This window comes from Pontibacterium sp., assembly GCF_964228735.1.
Taxonomy (GTDB): Bacteria; Pseudomonadota; Gammaproteobacteria; order Pseudomonadales; family Balneatricaceae; genus Pontibacterium.
In genome coordinates this window covers 1-19553 of sequence record NZ_CAXRBQ010000166.1, presented here as the reverse complement: position 1 = coordinate 19553, position 19553 = coordinate 1, and the positions used below count along the sequence as shown (strand labels likewise).

At 52.3% G+C, this 19553-nt stretch carries 19 protein-coding genes; 13 read left to right on the top strand and 6 right to left on the bottom strand.

Going from position 1 to position 19553, the window contains the following annotated elements:
• Positions 1 to 319: hypothetical protein (locus tag ACEQ15_RS17975; protein WP_370280638.1), on the top strand; the 319-nt coding region annotated here is incomplete at its 5' end.
• A 114-nt stretch (positions 320 to 433) separates the two neighbouring features.
• Here ACEQ15_RS17975 and ACEQ15_RS17970 read toward each other — a convergent pair.
• A complete protein-coding gene (locus tag ACEQ15_RS17970) occupies positions 434 to 946 on the bottom strand; it encodes a methylated-DNA--[protein]-cysteine S-methyltransferase (RefSeq protein WP_370280637.1) in 513 nt (170 codons plus the stop codon).
• Between the two features lie 94 nt (positions 947 to 1040).
• Between ACEQ15_RS17970 and ACEQ15_RS17965 the strand changes: the two genes are divergently transcribed.
• From ACEQ15_RS17965 to ACEQ15_RS17955, 3 genes are all read left to right on the top strand, one after another.
• Positions 1041 to 2939: a DUF255 domain-containing protein gene (locus tag ACEQ15_RS17965; RefSeq protein ID WP_370280636.1), complete on the top strand. Its 1899-nt coding sequence runs from the start codon at positions 1041 to 1043 to the stop codon at positions 2937 to 2939.
• 187 nt (positions 2940 to 3126) lie between these two features.
• Positions 3127 to 3840 carry a GNAT family N-acetyltransferase gene (locus ACEQ15_RS17960; protein ID WP_370280635.1) on the top strand — a complete coding sequence of 238 codons (714 nt, stop codon included), beginning with the start codon at positions 3127 to 3129 and terminating at the stop codon, positions 3838 to 3840.
• Positions 3837 to 4286: a GNAT family N-acetyltransferase gene (locus ACEQ15_RS17955; RefSeq protein WP_370280634.1), complete on the top strand. Its 450-nt coding sequence runs from the start codon at positions 3837 to 3839 to the stop codon at positions 4284 to 4286. Before ACEQ15_RS17960 ends, ACEQ15_RS17955 begins: the two co-directional genes overlap by 4 nt.
• 44 nt (positions 4287 to 4330) lie before the next feature.
• Here ACEQ15_RS17955 and ACEQ15_RS17950 read toward each other — a convergent pair whose 3' ends face one another.
• Positions 4331 to 5221 (bottom strand): LysR substrate-binding domain-containing protein, encoded by an 891-nt coding sequence (locus ACEQ15_RS17950; RefSeq protein ID WP_370280633.1) that lies wholly within the window; start codon positions 5219 to 5221, stop codon positions 4331 to 4333.
• A gap of 301 nt (positions 5222 to 5522) precedes the next feature.
• On the opposite strand from ACEQ15_RS17950, the gene ACEQ15_RS17945 reads away from it, so the two are divergent.
• Positions 5523 to 6443: a universal stress protein gene (locus ACEQ15_RS17945; protein WP_370280632.1), complete on the top strand. Its 921-nt coding sequence runs from the start codon at positions 5523 to 5525 to the stop codon at positions 6441 to 6443.
• A 57-nt stretch (positions 6444 to 6500) separates the two neighbouring features.
• On the top strand, positions 6501 to 6941 hold the full coding sequence (locus tag ACEQ15_RS17940) for a phosphate-starvation-inducible PsiE family protein (RefSeq protein WP_370280631.1): 441 nt from the start codon (positions 6501 to 6503) through the stop codon (positions 6939 to 6941).
• Positions 6942 to 6958: 17 nt separating this feature from the next.
• Here the strand turns inward: ACEQ15_RS17940 and ACEQ15_RS17935 are convergent, their stop codons facing one another.
• Positions 6959 to 7285: a hypothetical protein gene (locus ACEQ15_RS17935; protein ID WP_370280630.1), complete on the bottom strand. Its 327-nt coding sequence runs from the start codon at positions 7283 to 7285 to the stop codon at positions 6959 to 6961.
• A gap of 76 nt (positions 7286 to 7361) precedes the next feature.
• Positions 7362 to 8054 (bottom strand): aspartate/glutamate racemase family protein, encoded by a 693-nt coding sequence (locus ACEQ15_RS17930; RefSeq protein ID WP_370280629.1) that lies wholly within the window; start codon positions 8052 to 8054, stop codon positions 7362 to 7364.
• A 213-nt stretch (positions 8055 to 8267) separates the two neighbouring features.
• On the opposite strand from ACEQ15_RS17930, the gene ACEQ15_RS17925 reads away from it, so the two are divergent.
• Positions 8268 to 9734 (top strand): PLP-dependent aminotransferase family protein, encoded by a 1467-nt coding sequence (locus ACEQ15_RS17925; RefSeq protein ID WP_370280628.1) that lies wholly within the window; start codon positions 8268 to 8270, stop codon positions 9732 to 9734.
• 59 nt (positions 9735 to 9793) lie between these two features.
• Here the strand turns inward: ACEQ15_RS17925 and ACEQ15_RS17920 are convergent, their stop codons facing one another.
• Positions 9794 to 11164, bottom strand: a complete 1371-nt coding sequence (locus ACEQ15_RS17920; protein ID WP_370280627.1) for a sensor histidine kinase — start codon at positions 11162 to 11164, stop codon at positions 9794 to 9796.
• A complete protein-coding gene (locus tag ACEQ15_RS17915) occupies positions 11161 to 11880 on the bottom strand; it encodes a response regulator (RefSeq protein WP_370280626.1) in 720 nt (239 codons plus the stop codon). Before ACEQ15_RS17915 ends, ACEQ15_RS17920 begins: the two co-directional genes overlap by 4 nt.
• Positions 11881 to 12098: 218 nt before the next feature.
• On the opposite strand from ACEQ15_RS17915, the gene ACEQ15_RS17910 reads away from it, so the two are divergent.
• From ACEQ15_RS17910 to mmsA, 6 genes are all read left to right on the top strand, one after another.
• Complete coding sequence (locus ACEQ15_RS17910) at positions 12099 to 12947, top strand: hypothetical protein (RefSeq protein ID WP_370280625.1); 849 nt, start codon at positions 12099 to 12101, stop codon at positions 12945 to 12947.
• 46 nt (positions 12948 to 12993) lie between these two features.
• Entirely contained in the window at positions 12994 to 13578 is a 585-nt protein-coding gene (locus tag ACEQ15_RS17905) for a YceI family protein (RefSeq protein WP_370280624.1), read from the top strand.
• 518 nt (positions 13579 to 14096) lie between these two features.
• Entirely contained in the window at positions 14097 to 15113 is a 1017-nt protein-coding gene (gene dctP, locus ACEQ15_RS17900; protein WP_370280623.1) for a TRAP transporter substrate-binding protein DctP, read from the top strand.
• 114 nt (positions 15114 to 15227) lie between these two features.
• The gene (locus ACEQ15_RS17895) at positions 15228 to 15899 is read left to right on the top strand and encodes a TRAP transporter small permease (protein ID WP_370280622.1); all 672 of its coding nucleotides are present in this window, start codon (positions 15228 to 15230) and stop codon (positions 15897 to 15899) included.
• A 3-nt stretch (positions 15900 to 15902) separates the two neighbouring features.
• On the top strand, positions 15903 to 17204 hold the full coding sequence (locus ACEQ15_RS17890; RefSeq protein WP_370280621.1) for a TRAP transporter large permease: 1302 nt from the start codon (positions 15903 to 15905) through the stop codon (positions 17202 to 17204).
• 751 nt (positions 17205 to 17955) lie between these two features.
• On the top strand, positions 17956 to 19488 hold the full coding sequence (mmsA, locus tag ACEQ15_RS17885) for a CoA-acylating methylmalonate-semialdehyde dehydrogenase (RefSeq protein ID WP_370280620.1): 1533 nt from the start codon (positions 17956 to 17958) through the stop codon (positions 19486 to 19488).
• The last annotated feature ends 65 nt before the right edge of the window (positions 19489 to 19553 follow it).

Sequence of the window (19553 nt, the reverse complement as noted above, 5' to 3'; positions counted from 1 at the left end):
TGAGAGGAATCGGCTTTGGCAAGAGAAATACATTGTTTATCCGCTTGAACACTCTTGGGTTGATGTCGATGCAAATCCAGAGTGGGAAACAGTCTACACCACCTTATCAAAGTTGGAGGTTGCTGAGCGGAAGCATCCGATATACCCGTCACCACAAGCACGAAAATCCATTCCACTAATAACGGAAGTTACTATAGCGAGCGTCGGAAAGAGAAATGTGCGCCTGTTTAAACCTGATACAGGTTTTCTTCTGAAATATTCATTTCAGCAAGTAGATGGATGCTGGTATCTCGTGAAATATGAAGACTGGGCTGTTTAGTCCTTTGGCTGATTGTCCACTTTTAACGAACGGCCGCTCTGTGCCGGAAGCGGACAACACTTATAACGGCTCACCCAACAAACAAGAGCTCGATTCAGTACCAATTAGGCTCAATTAAGCAAACAAGTCTTGCTCCAATCCCAGCAATTTCCTTTTAGCTTCAAGCCCTCCAGCATACCCCACCAGCTCTCCATTGCTGCCCACGATCCGGTGGCACGGTACAAAGATAGAAAGTGCATTTGCTCCATTGGCACTGGCAACCGCTCTCACCGCTTTGGGATTGTGCATCCGTTCTGCCAGCTGGAGATAGCTGGCGGTTTGTCCGAATGGAATCTGCTGCAGTTGTTCCCACACCGCTTTCTGGAAATCCGTTCCAGCCAGCAGCAATGGCAACTCAAATACCTTCCGCTGCTGGCTGAAGTACTCTTCCAACTGAGTGATTGCTTGGTCGGTCACTTTATCCGGCTTCTCTACATACCGAGCGTTCAGCCGGGTCTGCAGACGACGATCCACACTTTCCCGTGCCTTTCGGTAACGCCAGTCACACAGGCATAGCTGTCCATTTAAACTGCCGAGCAACAACTCGCCGAATACAGTGGGGTAATACTGGGTATGGATCAGATTCATCGATCAATTCACTCTGAGGTTCTAGCACAGACTAATATAAAACTTTGCCTGAGGTTGTTTGTCCAAAAAATCACTCAAAACAGAGGTTACGGCCATGCACCCACAACCCGGATTGATCCGCACGCTGCAGCAGATCACATTGCTCGTTACCGCCCTGCTGTTTGCCACATTCGCTTCTGCCGTCAACTTTGGACATGAAGGCGGCATTGAGTGGCAAGCCTGGGAGAAAGCCGCATTCGATAAAGCGAAGGCGGAGAACAAACTTATCCTGATCAATGTGGGGATGGAAGGCTGTACTGCCTGTAACCGCATGGAACGCGTTACCTATCGCAATCAGGCGGTGATCGACCTGATCAATAAACACTTCGTTGCCATTGCCGTGGATGCCCAAGCGCGTCCGGATATTGGTGAGCGTTACTCTGACTGGGCATGGCCTGCGACTGCATTCCTGCTTCCCGATGCCACCCAGGTCTTTGCGATGGCGGGTAACAAACTACCCCGCAACTTCATCCCTTTGCTTGAAGATCTGGTGGCTAAACACCAGGCCAAAAAACTCAAGGCTGATCCCAACGCACCCTACTCTGTTGCCAGCAAACCCGTTGAAACCGAACTCACCCGCGTACGTGATCAGGTCAGAATGCAGCTGGACCGCGCGCTTAACGAAACAAACTACAGCTGGGGCCGTTTTGGTATCAATACCGAAGTGGTTGGCCCACGTCTCATGCATCTCTATTACCGTGCACATCTATACGACAACAACGAGCTGCGCCAACTGGCGATCAACATCAGTGATACCTTTTTCGATGCCTTGGACCCTGTATGGGGCGGCATTTTTCAGGTACCGATCGCTGACTCCGTCACCCGTGTGCCAGAGCGTTTTGCCAAATTGCGTGCCATTCCCGAAAAGCGGATCGGCAACCAGGCCAACGCGCTGATTGCACTAAGCGAAGCCTACAAACTCACCGGTGACAAGAAGTACCTGGATGCCGTAGCAGAGGTTGATCGTTACCTGGTTGATTGGATGCAGAATCCGGACGGCACCTGGTATGCCAATCAGAAGGATGAACCTGAAGGCTTACCCCACAACTGGTGGCCACAGGATTACTGGCTGCTCAAAACCGATGAAGAGCGCCGCAAGTACGGTATCCCTCCGATTGACCATGCGATCTACACCGATAAAAACGCCGAAGTTATCTCCGGTTATGTAAAAGCGTTCGAAGCCTTCGGCAATAAGGCTTTCCTTCAGAAAGCGATCATCGCCGCTGATACATTGCTCACCAATCGCTTACAGCCCGACGGTTGGATGCGTCAGGCCGTACTCAACCAGCAGATGAGCGACGATCAGCGCGTACATCCCCATACCGAAGAAGTACGCCCATTCCTGCGGCCACAGGCTCAGTTCGGGCACGCCCTGTTAGATCTCCATCAGGTCACCGGTGACGACAAGTGGCTCCAACCTGCCCGCAGTATTGCCGATGCGATGTTGGCAACGCTCTACGATGAAACCAACAAAGGCTTCTTTGCGACCGTACCGGACGATACCGCGAGTCTGATTCCGCCACGTAAACCACTGGAAGACAATGCGATGGCCGCCAGCTTCTTCTATGACCTGCATATCCTGACAAAAGATGAACGCTACCAGTCGATTGCGGAAGCCACCATTCGTGCGGTTGCGACACCGAACATTTTGGCACGTGAAGGCAAGATGACCGGAAAAACAGCCCTGGCGCTGGAACAGCTGACCGCTGCATATGTTGAGTTTTCGGTGGTGGGTGATACTGCACTGCCCGAAGCTCAATCCCTTTACGCTGCTGGCCTGGAAGCCAACCATCCACGTAAGCTATTGCACTTCGAGAAACCGGGACGTTACCCGGATTTGGGCAAACCGGCGATGTTTATCTGCAATCCGGATCGTTGCTCGGTTCCGCTGTTCACACCTGCGCAGGTTCTCGAAACCGCCAAGACCTTTAGAGCAGGCGCAACAACGCTGTAACTTGAAAGCTCTCACCTGAAGGCCCCGACAATGATGCAATCTGCCCGGGGCTTTCTTCCTCCCTAACCTCTATCTTTCAGTCACCGAAAGTGGGCCTACATAGTTATTCAATAATGGATCTCTTCTTAGCCCACTCAGTCTCGTAATCTCTACCCATCGACAGAATAAACAGAACGATGGGAACACCATGCGACAGAATGAATTTGGCCAGCCAATTGGCATGGCAGTAGAGAACTGGACACCGCGCCCGTTTCCTTCCCTCAAACCAATGCAGGGTCAATACTGCTCTCTGGAAGGTCTGTGCCCACGCAAGCACGGCGATCAGCTCTTTGATGCATTTGGTGCTGATCCAGAAGGGAGAAACTGGACCTACCTGTTTGATGGTCCGTTTGATACCCGTGTTGACTTTGACGCCTGGGTTGAACGTGTCAGCAAAACCAGCGATCCCCTGTTCTACGCGATCATCGACGCGAAAACAGAAAGAGCGGTGGGGGTTGCCAGCTTTATGCGAATCGACCCGGTAACCGGTGTGATCGAGGTAGGTAATATCCATTTCTCATCCCTTTTGCAGAAGACTCCGCTGGCGACTGAAGCGATGTTCCTGATGATGCGACGTGCCTTCGATGAACTGGGTTACCGCCGATACGAGTGGAAGTGTGACTCGCTCAACGCACCATCGCGCAAAGCGGCTGCGCGTTTTGGCTTCACATTTGAGGGGATCTTCCGGAAGGCGATCATGTACAAGGGCCGCAGCCGTGATACCGCCTGGTTCTCGATTATTGATTCCGAGTGGCCAGCCATAAAAGCAATGTTTGAGACCTGGTTGGATGCATCCAACTTCGATGAAAACGGAAAGCAGAAGAACACACTACAGGAATGTGCACCGGAGCGCGCAGAATGACACTTGCAATCACACCATTGGATCGTGACGACTACACCGAATGGAAATCCCTGTACGTGGCGTACGGCGAGTTCTACAACATGCCACTTGATCAGAGCACACTCGATACGGTTTGGTCCTGGATTTTCGACAGTGATAACCCGTTCTACGCACTGATCGCCAAAGACGAACATGGCAATGGCGTGGGCCTGATGCACTATCGAGAGATGCCCTCACCGCTGCGTGGAACGGTGGTTGGCTTCCTGGATGACCTGTTTATCGAGCCAACCCACCGTGGCAGTGGCGCGGTTGATGCGATGTTTACTGCCCTGAATGAAGCGGCTAAAGAACACGGCTGGCCCTTCGTACGTTGGATTACGGCAGAGAACAACTATAGAGGACGGGCGGTTTATGATCGGATCGCTAGCAAAACCCAGTGGCAGACCTACCAGTTAGATATCCCCTAACAGAGTGAGCCGGGGCCTCCGGCTCACCTTTGTCCATCCACCAGCTAGGCATCCTGCACTTTAAAGTTAAGCAACTGTTCGAGTGCAGGGTTGATCATGCTGGTGTCACGATACAGTGCGTACAGGTCTTCGGTGATGGTCTCGGCGACACCAATGACCTCAACGTTATATTGAGCGCAAATCTCATCGGCGATCACTGATGGGGCCGAGAAGAAACCTTCGCCGGACTGCCCTAATACCTTTAGCAGTGCGCTGTCATCGATCTCGGCTTTGATGTTGAGCTTGATATCGTTGATCTTAAACCAGTCCTTCAGCTTGCCCAGATAAGGTGTCTGGCGGCCGTAGCAGAGGAAGCTAGCGTCGCTCAGACTGGCCGGGAACCCCGCCTTCATCTCATCCGCAACGTCCCCCTGCTTATAGAAAAAGGACATTGGGGTGCTCAGCAGTTTGTGCGCCGTTAAGCCATCCCGGTCACATTCGTGGGGTAGATAATCAGAGATCAGCAGATCAATCTTTTTCTGTTTCAGTTGCAGCAACAAATCACTGGCACAGGCGGTTTTACATACCAACTGCACCTCATTGGGAATACTTAGTGCCGGTTTGATCACCTTCCACGCCAGGATCTTGTGCACAGTAGATGCGATACCCACCGAGAAGTCGATCGAGCGACTATCCGGTGACTGCTGCAACACCTCTTCCAGTTGCGAGGTGATATCAAAGATCTTGTTGGCGTAGGCAAACACCTGCTTGCCCATGGGAGTCATCACCAGGTTGCGCCCCTCACGCTTAAACAGCAGGTGCTCAACGTTTTCCTCCAGTGTGGCGATCTGGGTACTCAACGTCTGCGGCGCAAGATCGAGAATATCGCACGCCTGCGCAATGGAGCCCTCCCTCGCGGTTAGCCAGAAATAGTACAGGTGCCTCAAGTTCAACATTTTCAATGTGCTGACTCCTTAACGGGGTGAGAAAGCAGCCGAGAGAGATAACCAACTAATTTACTAGGTTATATTCAGTAGATGTTTTGTCAAATTAATCATCCAAACACCTCCGTCAGACACCTTTACAGGGCAGCTGTTTAATAGATCTTTCTGAACTTTATACACCTTGAAAAGTGCATTGGATTACCGACCCAGATCAGATGAATCGAATTCTTTGAATATTCGGTCCCATTTTTGCGAACTATCTTCTAACTTGAGTTTGATAGCATCAAAAATCCATTCTCATCTGAGACCTGCTATGAAACTCAAAAAGATTCTGTTCGTAGTAAATAGAGACTTCCTGATTCTTGATGATCCGGCGTTTGAGATCTGTACCCAGCTGTCACAGCAGAGCAATGCGCTGATCGAGATCCTCCTGGTAATCGATGAAAGCGATATACCGGGTTACGGCATGTTCAGCCAAACGAACAATGAGGCCGCAAAGCAGGAACTGATCACGAGGATGCAGAGCTACCTCGATGCGCAGCTTGCGAACTATAACGGCGCACCTGTCTCTACGAAGATCCGGTGTGGCGTTAAGTTTATTGAGATCATCAAGGAAAGCGTTGAAGGCGACTTCGATATCATTCTGAAAACACAGGATATCCATCACCAGCGCCTGGCAAGTCTTGATCTGCACCTGTTACGAAAAGCGCAAACACCGATCTGGATTCTCAGGGACTCGACGCCAAAACCAAACAATGCATTGTTTGCCGCCATTGATTTGAACCTGGAAGCCACCAAAGAGGGCCGTGCGCTTAATGACAAGATCATGGGTGCATCAAAGCAGCTCGCCGATCAGCTGAATCTCGAGGTTAGCGTTCTATCCTGCTGGAAACTCAACGGTGAAGACTCACTGCGACACAATCCGTTTTTAAAGGTTAAAGACGCCGATCTGGCCGAGATGATTACGTCGGAAGCAGACCGACAGTCTGAACTGATGAAGAAATTCCTGTCCAAGCACGGAGAATTTGAAAACTTCCTGATTAAAGGCGACGTGGTCGATTCCATTGCCAACTTCGTCAACCTGAGTAAACCCAAAGCCTTGGTCATGGGCACCTTTGCCCGGTCAGGGTTGAGCGGCTATCTGATTGGCAATACCGCGGAAGATATTCTTCTATCAATCGAATCACCGGTTATCGCAATCAAACCTGAAGGTTTTGTATCGCCCGTCTTGTAACACCTCGCATGCGCGTCTATTCAGCTTTCTGGATTTAAACTGCGAGGTGGTTTTGTCATGACTAAATACACAGACGATGCGCTGACCAACAAACTCTATTCTGCAGTTAGATTTAGCGTCAGACTGCTTTCAATCATGATGGTGTTTGTCATCATTATGGGCGTGATTGATGTTGCCTGGACCATCTATGAAAAACTGAACACTCCACCTGTCTTTATCCTTACGATCTCAGACATGTTGGCAACGTTTGGTGCATTTATGGCGGTACTGATCGCCATTGAGATACTCATCAACATCACGATCTATCTTAGGGATGACGTAATACATGTAAAAATTGTTATGGCGACAGCACTGATGGCTATCGCCAGGAAAGTGATTGTTCTGGACTTTGCAGAGACCACCCCACCCTATATTTACGGGTTGGCGGCGGTGGCCTTGGCCATGAGCGTTGGGTACTGGTTAATTCACAAAATCCCGTCAAAACTGCACGAAGATTAACGAGCCACTACGGTAGCTCAGTCACCCAACAGGTCGATCATCTGTAACGCCTTATCTATCGTGATCTCTCCCATGAGTTCAGGATTAGATAAGGCGTAGAGGTAATCCTCGATCGCGCTATGATCGATATCGTCGCTAAGCTCGATAAATCCCGCCCATTCCTCAAGATCATCTGCTGACAATTCACCCGATGTATACTTTGTAAGCACCTGAATCAAATATGCTTTTGAAGCGACAACCGGTTCGCACTCCTCCGTTGAATCCAACAGGTATGCGATCGCATCATCCCAATCATCGTGATAGCAAAGAATCTGAAGAAGCGCTGTAGTTTTGTCCGTAATCATGCAGGCGAGTGTCTAACAGAATCTGCGACGCGGCAAGTCAGCAAGGCTTGTCGCGTTCGAACAGGCAGAAATTTGTTTACTTCACTGCGTGCTCGACGGCCTTTTGCGCATGGATCATTGTTGTGTCCACTAGTGGCACCTGGGTGTCTTGCTGCTGAACCAGCATCCCAATTTCGGTACAACCCAGGATCACCGCTTCAGCGCCCTGCTCAGCCAGTGTATCGATAATGCGCAGGTACTCTGCCTTGGAGTCCGCTTCGGTCTTACCCAGGCACAGTTCTTCATAGATAACCCGATGCACAATATCGCGATCGGCCTGATTCGGGACCACCACTTCCAGACCGAACTTCTCGCTCAATCGGCCTTTGTAGAAATCCTGTTCCATGGTGAAGCCGGTCCCAAGCAGGCCAACTTTCCTGATGCCTTTGGCCAGCAGTTCTTCGGCCGTCGCGTCAGCGATATGCAGCAGTGGGATCTCCAACGCCTCTTCGATCTGCGGCGCGACTTTATGCATGGTGTTGGTACAGATCAGCAGGAAATCAGCACCTGCCGACTGAACATTCTTAGCGGCATCGACCAGAATACGCGCGGTACCATCCCAGTCACCCGCATGCTGCAATTTCTCAATCGGTTCAAAGTCGACGCTGACCATCGCAATCTTTGCAGAGTGCAAACCACTCAACTGCGCTTTTACGCCTTCGTTAATTGCACGGTAATAACCCACCGTACTTTCCCAGCTCATGCCACCCAACAAACCGATTGTTTTCATATGAAATCCCTTGAATGTGTTCAGGTCGCATAGGACCACTAACGGGCCAATGAGTTCTATACGCCTATCTTTACCATTGAATTTATTACAATTTTTTGGAACGCTCGTACAACATGGAACCAGACTTCAAGTAGTGCTGGTACTACTCTTCGAGGCTCGCTGAGCCTAAGTTAAACTGATAATAAAAATAAACTCAGGTTCAGGGGCAAAATCATGCTGCAACACCTCTTCCATCTATCTCCCGATGCGGAATGCAGTCTGCAACAGCAGATTCGCGAACAGATCAGTCGGGCGATTATCGAAGGCCATATCCCGCCCGACCTGGCTTTACCGTCTACCCGTAAGCTGGCCGAGATGCTTGGCGTTTCACGTAACACCGTAATTCTGGCCTACGAACACCTGTTGGATGATGGCTACCTGATCTCCAAAGCGCGTGCTGGATTCTTTGTAAACCCGGAGATGCTGAAAAGTAGCGCCCAACCCGATGAAGAGGCTGCCGAAACCATCACCGGTAATGCGCCGGATTGGGATCGTTACCTGAAACACCGCCCCACCGATCACAAACTCAATAAACTGCACCGCTGGCGCGACTACCCTTATCCGTTTATCTACGGTCAGCTCGATCCTAAGATGTTCCCGACCCACCACTGGCGTGAGTGCTGTAAAGAATCCGTAACCGTGGGCGCCATCGGTGAATGGGCCGGTGACCGTTACGATGATGACGATGCGCTGCTGGTCGAGCAGATTCATAGCCGTCTATTGCCAAGGCGAGCCGTTTGGGCCGATCCGGACGAGATCCTGATCACCGTGGGTGCACAGCATGGTCTGTACATGTTGATGCAGCTGCTCATGAGTAAAGGCTCCACCTTTGGTTTGGAAAACCCGGGTTACCCCGATCTGGTACGGATGGCCAGTTACACCGGTGCTGAGACCCGTTCACTGGAGGTGGACGAACACGGCCTGAAAACTGGCGAGCAGCTGAAAGGTTGTGACCTGATCTTCACCACCCCGAGCCACCAGTTCCCCACCACAGTCACCATGCCGATGGAGCGTCGCCGCGAACTGCTGGAACAGGCCTCCCGCGATGATTTCCTGATCATCGAGGATGACTACGAGTGTGAAACCACCTTTGCCGATAATCCGACGCCAGCACTGAAGAGTCTGGATAAGAACGGACGCGTAATCTATCTGGGCAGTCTGTCGAAAACTCTGTCACCCGGTTTGCGACTTGGTTTTATCGTGGGGCCAAAAGAACTGATTAGTGAATTGCGGGAGTTCCGCCGTATGATGCTGCGTCACCCGCCAATGAACAACCAGCGTGCGGTGGGTTTGTTCCTGGCCCGCGGTTACCACGACTCGCTGATCCGCAGTATCGTGCAAGTGTACGAAGAGCGCTGGAAAGAAGTGGGCGATGCACTGCAGGATTGCCTGCCGGAATCGGCTAAACCACCGGTATTTGGTGGCTCCTGTTACTGGGTAAAAGGCCCGGAAGGGCTAGATGCCCGTGAGCTTAAACAGCGCGCACTGGAACGTGGTGTGGTGATTGAGTCGGGTGATATCTATTTCCACCAGCCAGATCCCCCGCTGAACTATTTCCGGATCGGCTATTCCTCAATTGCCACAGAGCGAATCCGCCCGGGCATCGACCGGCTGGCAGAGCTGATTAAACAGCTCACTTAAATGTGCATCGCTCCAGAGCCGTTTCATTTCGCGATAAAGGGCCACGGTGATTCTTCCATTTAACGGGGAAGACTCACCGTCACCTCCAGGCCTTGAGGCTCCAGATTCCTCAGCAGCACATCACCGCCGTGGGCATGAGCAACCGTCCGCGTGATCGATAATCCCAGGCCAATACCACCGGTGTTGCGGTTACGGGAAGTTTCCAGTCTGACAAACGGGTCGAATACGCGCTCCCGATCTGCTTCCGGTATCCCAGGCCCTTGGTCAGTCACCTTAATTTCCAGTTCATTGTCCGATTGCACAACTGCAACCGTTGCGCAACCGCCATAGTTACAGGCATTCTCAATCACGTTGGTGAGTGCACGTTTGATCGCCCCCGGGCGGCAGGTATAGGGAATTCGGGCAAGCTCCTGACACTCCACCTCAAGACCAATATCACCCAGATCTTCACACAAGCTCTCAATCAGCGCCGCCAGATCGATAGTGCGATCATCCTCTTTGGAGGCATCCTCGCGGGTAAATGCCAGCGTTGCTTCCGTCATCTCCTGCATCTCGGAGACCGTATCGAGAATCTTAGCCCGGGTTTTAACATCGTCGATAAATTCAGCCTGCAAGCGCAATGAGGTCAGTGGCGTGCGCAGATCATGGGAGATCGCAGCCAACATCTGGGTACGACTCACCACATAGCGCTCCAAACGATCTCGCATGCGGTTAAAGGCCCGTGTGGTGCGGCGCACATCCTCCGGCCCCTGTTCGGGTAACAGATCAAACGTCTCTCCCCGACCAAACTGCTCGCTGGCATCGGTCAGCACCTCCAGCGGCCGCGTCACATGCCGCACAATCAGCACCACCGCGACCACCGTCAGCGTAAACAGACACAGTGCAACCAGTACTGCAATCAACCAGCCCGGAAAGGCACTTTTCGACATCAACACCCCGTTGAGCCAGCCCTGATCGCCCCGTCTGATCGAAACAATTGCCAGGGGACGACGCCCATCCTGCTTGTTAAAACTGAACCGTGGTTGTAGCAGGTTTTTGATCCAGCTGTAACACCAGTAATAACGGGGACTGATCGACAGGTTAACCTGATCGGACGGCGAAGGTGTTTTTGCCAGCAACTGTGTGAAAAGCGGGTGCTCCCGCTCGGCAATGTTGTTAACGTCTACCGCAGCAACCGGCTGGATAGCAAACTGAAAACGCTCGGTTGATACGGACTCTAGAATTTGTGCGTGCAGCTCCTGGGGCGTTTCATCAAGCAGCCGTCCCATTGAAGCACTGCGTGCGACCAGATCCTCCATGTGGGTCCAGCGTACAGCGCGGCCACGTTCCTCAAAGAAGATGTACACGGTTGCGGCGTTTACCAGGCCAAATACCAGAATGAGTAGCCCGATAACCCGACCCGGCAGACTTTTTTGCAGATATCCGATCATAGTTTTGTCACATCCACCGCCAGCGTATAACCACCACCCCAGACGGTTTTGATCAGTTCAGGGTGGGCCGGATCTTTTTCGATTTTCCGCCGTAAACGGCTGACCTGGTTATCGATACTGCGGTCAAACACTTCTGCCTGTCGGCCGCGGGTCATATCGAGTAGTTGGTCCCGGCTGAGCACCCTTTTTGGATGGGCCAGGAAGGTGGTCAATAACTTAAACTCGGACGTGCTCAGCGGAACCGCCACACCATCGTCCCCCAGCAGTTCTCGACGGGATACATCCAGTTTCCAGCAATCAAAGGAAACCGTTTCCTCTGTCAGTGCCTTGCGCTCCGGCGGCATCGCCTCGGTGCGTCGCATCACAGCCTTTATCCGGGCAAGTAACTCGCGGGGGAAAAACGGTTTCGTCAGATAATCATCCGCGCCCATTTCCAGACCAACGACACGATCGGTCTGCTCGGCCATCGCGGTGAGCATGATAATAGGCACTTGCCCCTGTTCACGCAGATAACGGCAGAGTGTGAGGCCATCGTCCCCCGGCATCATGATGTCCAGCACCACAAGATCGATGGCGCTGGATTTAAAGATCGCCTTCATCTCCTTACCACCGCAGGCAACAGAGACCCGATAACCGTGCTCTTCCAGATACCGTTTTATGAGATCACGGATATCCTGGTGGTCATCAACAACAAGAATGTGGGGTGTATTGGTCATAAGGTTCAGCGGGCACGTGGTTGAGCGGGAAGTTGACGTTATTTGGCCAGAATATCGTTTTTCATAAGTTCGGCCCAATCCAAATTGTATCAATTTGTATCAACCAACGATTCGGAGAACTATTGCGACAAAACTGCCAATACTGGAAAAACTTTCGTGACACTTTGCGTCTGTAATAGCGGCAATCAGATCTATTACACCCCGCTTAGAGGTCCGGTATGGAAAGTTTACTTAATAATCCTGTGGTACAAAGTTCACTGCTACCACTGCTGGTCAGCCTGATTGTTTCAGGGATCGTTGGCTTTAGCCTGCCAAAGGGCAAGATGCTCGCTGCGATGGCTGTGCCGATCAGCGCGTTGATCACCATCATTGCTATTAGCGGCTTCTCGTTCCCGCCAAAAGCCAGCTCACAGAAACTTCCTTACCTGATTATCGCAGCAGGCCTTGTCGGTGTGCTGTTTGATTATTTTGAGATCCGCGGTCGCTTCTATAAATTGGCCTGCCTAGTACTCCCCCTGCCGATGATCGTTTGGGTGTTTGGCACCCGCTTCAACTCAATCGATCTGTCAGGTGTCTTTTTCCTGACTGCAGTCTGGTTTGTTGCCGCTTATGCCCTCTGGCAGGGAGACCATCGCCGAGCACAGATCGACACTGGGCTAAAGGTTCTGTTTTTCAGCGGCGGGCTGGGCGTCATTCTGTTACTCGGCTCATCTGGCATGCTGGCCCAAACCGCTTTTGGTTTGATGGCAGCCGTTGGCGGATTCCTGCTGTGGAACTGGCCTAAGTTCCGCTTCAGCATTGGTGCATCCATGCTCTTTCCGATAGTCACCATCCTCGGCGCGATGGCAGCCCAAGGCCTCTTCTTCACCAAGGCCAGCGGCACTGCAATGGCATTCCTCGTACCGCTACTGCTGATTGATCGGATCGTGCCGCACATCCCATTCCTTAAACGCGCAACAACACCGCTGATGCGACCGCTGAGCCTGGCCGTTGTCGCGCTAGTGTGCCTGACCATCCCTGTTGGCAGCGCACTGCTCCTGACTGAAACCAGTAGTTACGGTTACTGATATTCGTACTTAAACCGCTCCAATAACATATTGAGAGGACTTAAACATGACTTTTAAAAAACTGTTCGGCGCATCCCTGATGGCCGCTACCCTAGTATCCCCTACCGCTGTTCAGGCGGCACCGGCTGACTACCAGATCGATATGGCTCACACCAACGTTCTGTTCAACGTGAACCACCTGGGCCTGTCGAACATGCTGGGCCGCTTTGCTGAATTCAGCGGCAAACTGTCTTTTGACGATGAAAACATCGAAAACTCTAAGGTTTCCATCGTAATCAACACCGCTTCCATCGATACATTCCACGCCAAGCGTGATGAGCACCTGCGCTCTCCGGATTTCTTTAATGCAGCAGAATTCCCGGAAATGACCTTCAACAGCACCGAAATCCAGAAAACCGGTGAAAAAACCGCGAAACTGATCGGCGAGCTGACCCTGCTGGGTGTGACCAAGCCAGTAACACTGGACCTGACGCTGAACAAAGCGGGCGCTCACCCATTTAACAAGAAAACCGTGGCGGGCTTCACTGCGACCGGCACCATCAAACGCACCGATTTCGGCATGAAGTACGGCGTACCAAACATCAGCGATGAGATCTCCCTGCGCCTGGAACTGGAAGCTGTTCGTAACTAAACGTCGGTTCCCCTGCCAAAAGAGTCCAGTTCTCCCTCCTAAAGCAACGCTTCGGCGTTGCTTTAGTTTTCTCTGGCCCCGCCTTTAAAAAACGGGGCTTATTTTTGCCTGTCAGCCAGCCAGTTTTCTGCGTAATTCACGAGAATCTTCAAACGTCTCAGATCTCAATATCCGACTAGAAATCCGCCGCTCCGACAATCAAACAGCCTATCCAATCCTGATGGATTATCTGGTATTTCCAGCGTCTCGGCATTGGTACCAATCGATCAACTCCTACCGTCCAGCTCTCACTACCTGACATCACCATCCGCCCTACATCCCACGTATTACGTGACCTGCAGCCTGGAACTACATTTTCGGTTCGGGTTGGGTCTATAGCTGATCTCAAGCCGAAATTTATATTGATTGCAAGAGCAAAGACTCCTGGAACCTTGAAAAACGTTCTGCAGTGCTCTGCCAATATCGGGCTCGCCCGATACCGGACCTGTGTCACAACAATAAAAAATATTGAGGTCACTATGACAATTAAAAAAACGTTCAAATCCGTCCTTTCCGCATGCGCACTCTCTGCGGCGCTTACCCTGCCAACATCCCAGACGGTTCTGGCTGAAGAGCTGATGCTCGCCCACGCCTACCCGTCTGACCATATCTTCCACATGACATCCACTACCTTCACCGACGAGCTGAAGAAACAGGGTTCCTCCATCGAGGTGGACTACCATCCGGGTGGTTCTCTGGGTGACTGGGCGTCCATCTTCGAGCAGAGCATGGAAGGTGTGGTACCGATGACCATGAGCTTTGGTGCATCTGAATACGATGCGCGCCTGGACCTATCCTGGCTGAGCTACGTGGTTGACGACTGGAAGGAAGCACGTGAAGTTTACGGCCCTAACGGCAAGATGACCGACATCTACAACGAGATCCTGGGTGACCTGGACCTGGTTGTACTAGGTGTGATCCCAACCGGTTTCGGTTCCATCGCTACCCGTAAAGGTGTTGAAGCTGTACCAACCAACTTCCCGGCCGACGGCAAAGGCATCAAGATGCGCGTACCGGCAATCCCAATCGGTATCGAGCGCTACAAGAGCTTCGGTTTCACCCCGGTTCCAATGCCGTTCTCCGAGCTGTACACCGCGCTGCAGCTGGGCACCATCGACGCACGTGGTACTGCACCGTCTGTAGAAATCTGGCAGATGCGTGACGTGATCGAAGCGTACATCCTGACCAAAGATTACTTCGAGCACGCGTTCTGGGTAGTAAACAAGTCCTGGCTGGAAGACCTGTCTGACGAAGAACGCACCAAGCTGATGGCTGCGGCTGACGCAACCATGCGGACAGTATGGGATGAAGCGCAGGCGATCGACGAAGGCTTCCTGGCGAAAGTACGTGAAGCAGGCGTAAACGTAGTTGAGCTGAGCCCAGAAGAGATGGGTAAAGCGAAAGAGATCCTGTACTCCAAAGAGTGGCCATACATGGAAGGCATCGTGGGCAAGAAAATCATGACCATGATGCGTGAAATCGCCGGCATCAACTGATCCTAACCGGTCTTAACCGTTTCGGTATCCCCGCCCCGCTGACCTACACGCCCAACAAGTCGGTCAGCGGGGTGTGGTGATACCACCCCGGAAACTCTTTTCAGGATCAGAACCATGCAACACGAAAAAATCTCTGAACCTTTAACGTCCCAAGCGACACCCGTAGGCGAGACCAAGATCTACGATTACGATCCTGATCTCAGCGCCCACCCGATTCCTCCTCATCTGCACGCAATCCCAGAGCAGCCAAACAACAATGTAGATGGCTACCTGTTGCGCTTCGAACACCTGCTGAACTGGGTATTCCGCGCGATGATGATCCTAGCTGGCATGGGTCTGGCGTTCCTGATGTTCTCCCAGGTGATCATGCGTTACGTGCTGGAATCACCCTTCACCGGCATCGAAGAAGCCTCCATTTTGTTGGCTGTTTGGGTCTACTTCCTCGGCATGGGTTACGCCACCCGTGAACGTGAGCATATCCACGGCGGCATCGTCAGCCTGGTGGTGCAAGATCCATACAAGGTGAAGATGATCCGCTTTATCGGCTCAATTACCTGCATGATCGCAGCCATCGTGTTCGGTTACTTCGCCTGCAAATACGCATTTAAGGAGATCGACCGTGGTCGTGTATCCGTCAACCTGCGTTGGCCCCGTGGTATCTGGAGCGCCAGTATGATCATCGGCTTTGCCATGATGGTGGGTTACTTCCTACTTGAAACAATCAATGAATTCCGCGACCTGCGTCGTACCCGCCGCGCTCGCAAGCAAGTAACTCAGGAGGTATAAGCGATGACGTTATTTCTGATCTCGATGCTTATCGTCGTTGTCCTGATCCTGATCGAAATCCCGGTGGCCTTTGCCTTCGGTATTGGTGCGGTGCTGTTTGCATTCCTCACCGGCAACAACATCTCGTTCCTGATCCCCCACGGTTTTAAAACCGCCAGTGGTTTTGCCCTGCTCGCCTTGCCCTTGTTTATATTCGCCGGGTTGTTAATGGCCGAGGGTGGTATATCGGAACGACTGCTGAACTTTGTTAACTCCCTGGTCGGCCGGATCAAAGGTGGCCTGGGTGCGGTTACCGTACTGACCTGTGCGCTGTTTGGTGCGATCTCCGGTTCATCTTCTGCGGCGATTGCAGCAGTGGGCCAGATCATGATTCCACGTATGGTGCGCGAAGGATATCCGGAAGGTCATGCAACTGCACTGGTGGCGTGTTCATCCGTACTGGCGCTGTTGATTCCGCCAAGCATTCCGATGATCGTGTTCTCCATCACCGGTGGTCTGTCCGTAGGGGCGGCGTTCCTGTCCACCATCATTCCGGGCATCCTGCTGACGATCCTCTACTGCGTGCTGAACATGTGGTTCCTGCGCAACGATCAGAACATCAAGGTGGAACCGCAACTGCCATTCAAGCAAGCAGCAAAAGGCGTAGTGACAACCGGTTATAACGCTGCATTCGCTCTGCTGATGCCTCTGATCATTCTGGGTGCGATCTACAGCGGTATCGCGACACCAACTGAAGCCGCAGCGATTGCCGTAATCTACGCGATTCCAGTAGGCCTCTTCATCTACAAAGGTATGTCGCTGAAGAGCCTGGGTGCGGTAACCGTGCGTGCGGTCACCATGACCGGTTCGATCATGGCGGTGTTGTTCTTCCTGTTCATCATGAGCCGCGCGATGATCCTGGAGCAAGTTCCGCGTGACCTGGCCCAGGCCCTGCTGACGATCTCTGAGAACAAATATGTCCTGCTGCTGTTGATCAACCTGCTGTTGCTGCTGATCGGCATGATCGTGGATGACATCTCTGGCAGCGTATTAGCGGCGATCATCTTCCTGCCAATCATCAACGAGCTGGGTATCGATCCGATCCACTTTGCTGCAGTTGTGGGTGTAAACCTGGGTCTCGGTAACGTATCGCCACCGTGTGCGCCGATGCTCTATATGGCAGGAGGGGTAAGTAAGTTGTCTTTGGACCGCTACATCACCCCTACTCTGAAATTCCTCTGCTTCGGCCACCTGCCGATGGTGTTCCTGGTGACCTTCGTCCCAGAGCTGTCGCTGTTCTTGCCGAAATTGCTGATGGGATATTAGGGAAGGTACAAATAGGTATCGTTAGTGCTCTGCAAGCCCAGAAGCCTGCAGATGCTAGGCGCAGTTTGCAGTTAATGGCCATCCCTTAACAAAAACTGCAACACCGCAGGTGCAGGCTTATGGGCTTGCCCTTCGGGGCCCACGGAAAGATCCACACTCGGTGTCACCGCTTTTTGCAAGGTTTCAACATTCCTGCAAAGCGCTTCCTTGATTGTGAACCTTTCCGTGAGCCAGAGCGCATACGAGACCTGTTTGGACCTTCCCCCATACCTCCCTGTTTTACCGTTTGTTCGCTTTTAGCATTTGCGACGCCTTGCCCCTGATCTCAGGGGCTTTTTTTATTGTGGTTTCACCCAGCCTTTGTAGGGCAGGCTTCAACCTGCCGGCAGCCTAAAGGCTGCCCTACAAAACGTTCTAAATCCCCCGTAATACGTGGCCTCAAGCCTGGAACCACCAATCACTCCAACGTTGGGTCTATAGGTCCAGCCCTTGCCAAATTTATATTGGTCACATGAGCTAACGGAGAGGTTCTGTTAGTGCTCTGTAGAAACAACACACTGCGATCCAGTTCTTGTTTCTTACCGGTGTAATTAGGTGGCACCGGTGCTGAAGGTGAATCAAATCCGACGCTGCATTTCTCAGGGCCCGATATCTGAAAAATGTTGCGTCACGTACGAGCCGCACTTTCAGCCAGAGCACTAACACAACCTCTTCGGTGGAATTGACCAATCAGAAAAACGGGAAAAGATTCATGACGACCCCATACATCAAAATAAAAAACCACATCAACGGCGTCTGGGTAGATGAGAGTAACGGCCAGTACGAGCCGCTGCGTAACCCATCCACTGGCGCAGTGATCGGGGAAGTACCGCTGTCTTCACCAGAAACCTCTCGTGCTGCCGTAGCCGCAGCAGCAGAAACATTCCCGGCATGGAGCGCAACCCCACTGCCTAAGCGTATGGACTACATCTTCAAGATGTACACCGCAATGGCTGAGAACAAAGAGATGCTGGCGGAATCCATCGCTATCGACCAGGCAAAACACATCGCTGAAGCGCGTGGTGAAGTGGGTCGTGTTATGGAGATCCTGCAGATGGCATGCTCTATCCCATCTCTGATCCAGGGTGAAACTGTTCAGGGCATCGCCAACAACATCTCCGGCCGCTTGATCAAAGCACCACTGGGTGTGTTCTGTGGTGTGGCACCGTTCAACTTCCCGGCCCTGGTATTCGGTTGGTTCATCCCATTCGCTATCGGCACCGGCAACACATTCGTGTACAAGCCATCCACTGAATCTCCACTGTTCATGCAGAAGATGATGCAGCTGATGCAGGACATCGGTCTGCCAGACGGCGTAGTAAACATCGTACACGGCGACCGTGAAACTGTAGAAGCATGGTACGACGACGAAAACGTAGCAGGCGTATGTCTGGTGGGTTCCACCCCTACTGCAAAAGCGATCGCTGAAGGCTGTGGCCGCAACGGTAAGAAGACCATGCTGCTGGGTGGTGCCAAGAATTTCGCTGCGGTGATGGAAGATGCACCGATGGACCTGACCATCGAAAACATCCTGATGTCCGGTTACGGCTCTGCTGGTCAGCGCTGCCTGGCGGTATCCAACATCGCGGTTGTTTCCGAGATCTACGACGAGTTCGTTGAACGCCTGCTGGAAGCATCCAAGAATGTGACTGTCGGCAATGCGATGAACCCAGACGTATTCATGGGTCCGGTTATCTCCGCCAAGGCCAAAGAGCGCATCGAGAACTACATCGAAATCGGTCAGAACGAAGGCGCGACCCTGGCACTGGACGGTCGTAACCCAGATGTTGCTGACGCGGACAAAGACGGTTATTACGTTGGCCCAACCGTGTTCACAGACGTAACCCCATGCATGCAGATCGCTCGCGAAGAGATCTTCGGCCCTGTTCTAAGCGTGATGAAAGTGGGCTGCATCAACGGCGCCCTGCGTGCAATCAAAAACCATGAGATGGGCAACGGTGCGGTAGTCTTCACCCAGAACGCCTTCTACACCGAGAAGTTCATCAACGAAGCGGATGTGGGTATGGTCGGCGTAAACGTAGGTATTTGTGCACCGCACCCTTACCTGCCGTTCGGTGGTATCAAAGGTTCTCTGGTGGGTAACAACAAGGTTCAGGGTAAAGACGCAATCGACTTCTTTACTCAGAACAAAGTTGCAACTGTACGTGTCGTTGATCCGAAAGCGGGCCAGCCTGCTGATGCGAAACCGGGTGACAACTCTGTACGTAGCTGCGTAGCGAGCTAAAAATTGTGGTGATCGGTGTACCAGAGCAACTGTAGGGTAGCGTTCACGCTACCGGCAGCCTGAAG

What these genes read in the sequence shown, in the direction of transcription:
- ACEQ15_RS17925 (WP_370280628.1), top strand. Translation starts at nt 8,268, where the DNA reads ATGCTGCAACACCTCTTCCATCTATCTCCCGATGCGGAATGCAGTCTG.
- ACEQ15_RS17940 (WP_370280631.1), top strand. Translation starts at nt 6,501, where the DNA reads ATGACTAAATACACAGACGATGCGCTGACCAACAAACTCTATTCTGCA.
- ACEQ15_RS17920 (WP_370280627.1), bottom strand. Translation starts at nt 11,164, where the DNA reads ATGATCGGATATCTGCAAAAAAGTCTGCCGGGTCGGGTTATCGGGCTA.
- ACEQ15_RS17890 (WP_370280621.1), top strand. Translation starts at nt 15,903, where the DNA reads ATGACGTTATTTCTGATCTCGATGCTTATCGTCGTTGTCCTGATCCTG.
- ACEQ15_RS17910 (WP_370280625.1), top strand. Translation starts at nt 12,099, where the DNA reads ATGGAAAGTTTACTTAATAATCCTGTGGTACAAAGTTCACTGCTACCA.
- ACEQ15_RS17955 (WP_370280634.1), top strand. Translation starts at nt 3,837, where the DNA reads ATGACACTTGCAATCACACCATTGGATCGTGACGACTACACCGAATGG.
- ACEQ15_RS17915 (WP_370280626.1), bottom strand. Translation starts at nt 11,880, where the DNA reads ATGACCAATACACCCCACATTCTTGTTGTTGATGACCACCAGGATATC.
- ACEQ15_RS17965 (WP_370280636.1), top strand. Translation starts at nt 1,041, where the DNA reads ATGCACCCACAACCCGGATTGATCCGCACGCTGCAGCAGATCACATTG.
- ACEQ15_RS17895 (WP_370280622.1), top strand. Translation starts at nt 15,228, where the DNA reads ATGCAACACGAAAAAATCTCTGAACCTTTAACGTCCCAAGCGACACCC.
- ACEQ15_RS17930 (WP_370280629.1), bottom strand. Translation starts at nt 8,054, where the DNA reads ATGAAAACAATCGGTTTGTTGGGTGGCATGAGCTGGGAAAGTACGGTG.
- ACEQ15_RS17970 (WP_370280637.1), bottom strand. Translation starts at nt 946, where the DNA reads ATGAATCTGATCCATACCCAGTATTACCCCACTGTATTCGGCGAGTTG.
- ACEQ15_RS17960 (WP_370280635.1), top strand. Translation starts at nt 3,127, where the DNA reads ATGCGACAGAATGAATTTGGCCAGCCAATTGGCATGGCAGTAGAGAAC.
- ACEQ15_RS17905 (WP_370280624.1), top strand. Translation starts at nt 12,994, where the DNA reads ATGACTTTTAAAAAACTGTTCGGCGCATCCCTGATGGCCGCTACCCTA.
- ACEQ15_RS17935 (WP_370280630.1), bottom strand. Translation starts at nt 7,285, where the DNA reads ATGATTACGGACAAAACTACAGCGCTTCTTCAGATTCTTTGCTATCAC.
- dctP (WP_370280623.1), top strand. Translation starts at nt 14,097, where the DNA reads ATGACAATTAAAAAAACGTTCAAATCCGTCCTTTCCGCATGCGCACTC.
- ACEQ15_RS17950 (WP_370280633.1), bottom strand. Translation starts at nt 5,221, where the DNA reads ATGTTGAACTTGAGGCACCTGTACTATTTCTGGCTAACCGCGAGGGAG.
- ACEQ15_RS17945 (WP_370280632.1), top strand. Translation starts at nt 5,523, where the DNA reads ATGAAACTCAAAAAGATTCTGTTCGTAGTAAATAGAGACTTCCTGATT.
- mmsA (WP_370280620.1), top strand. Translation starts at nt 17,956, where the DNA reads ATGACGACCCCATACATCAAAATAAAAAACCACATCAACGGCGTCTGG.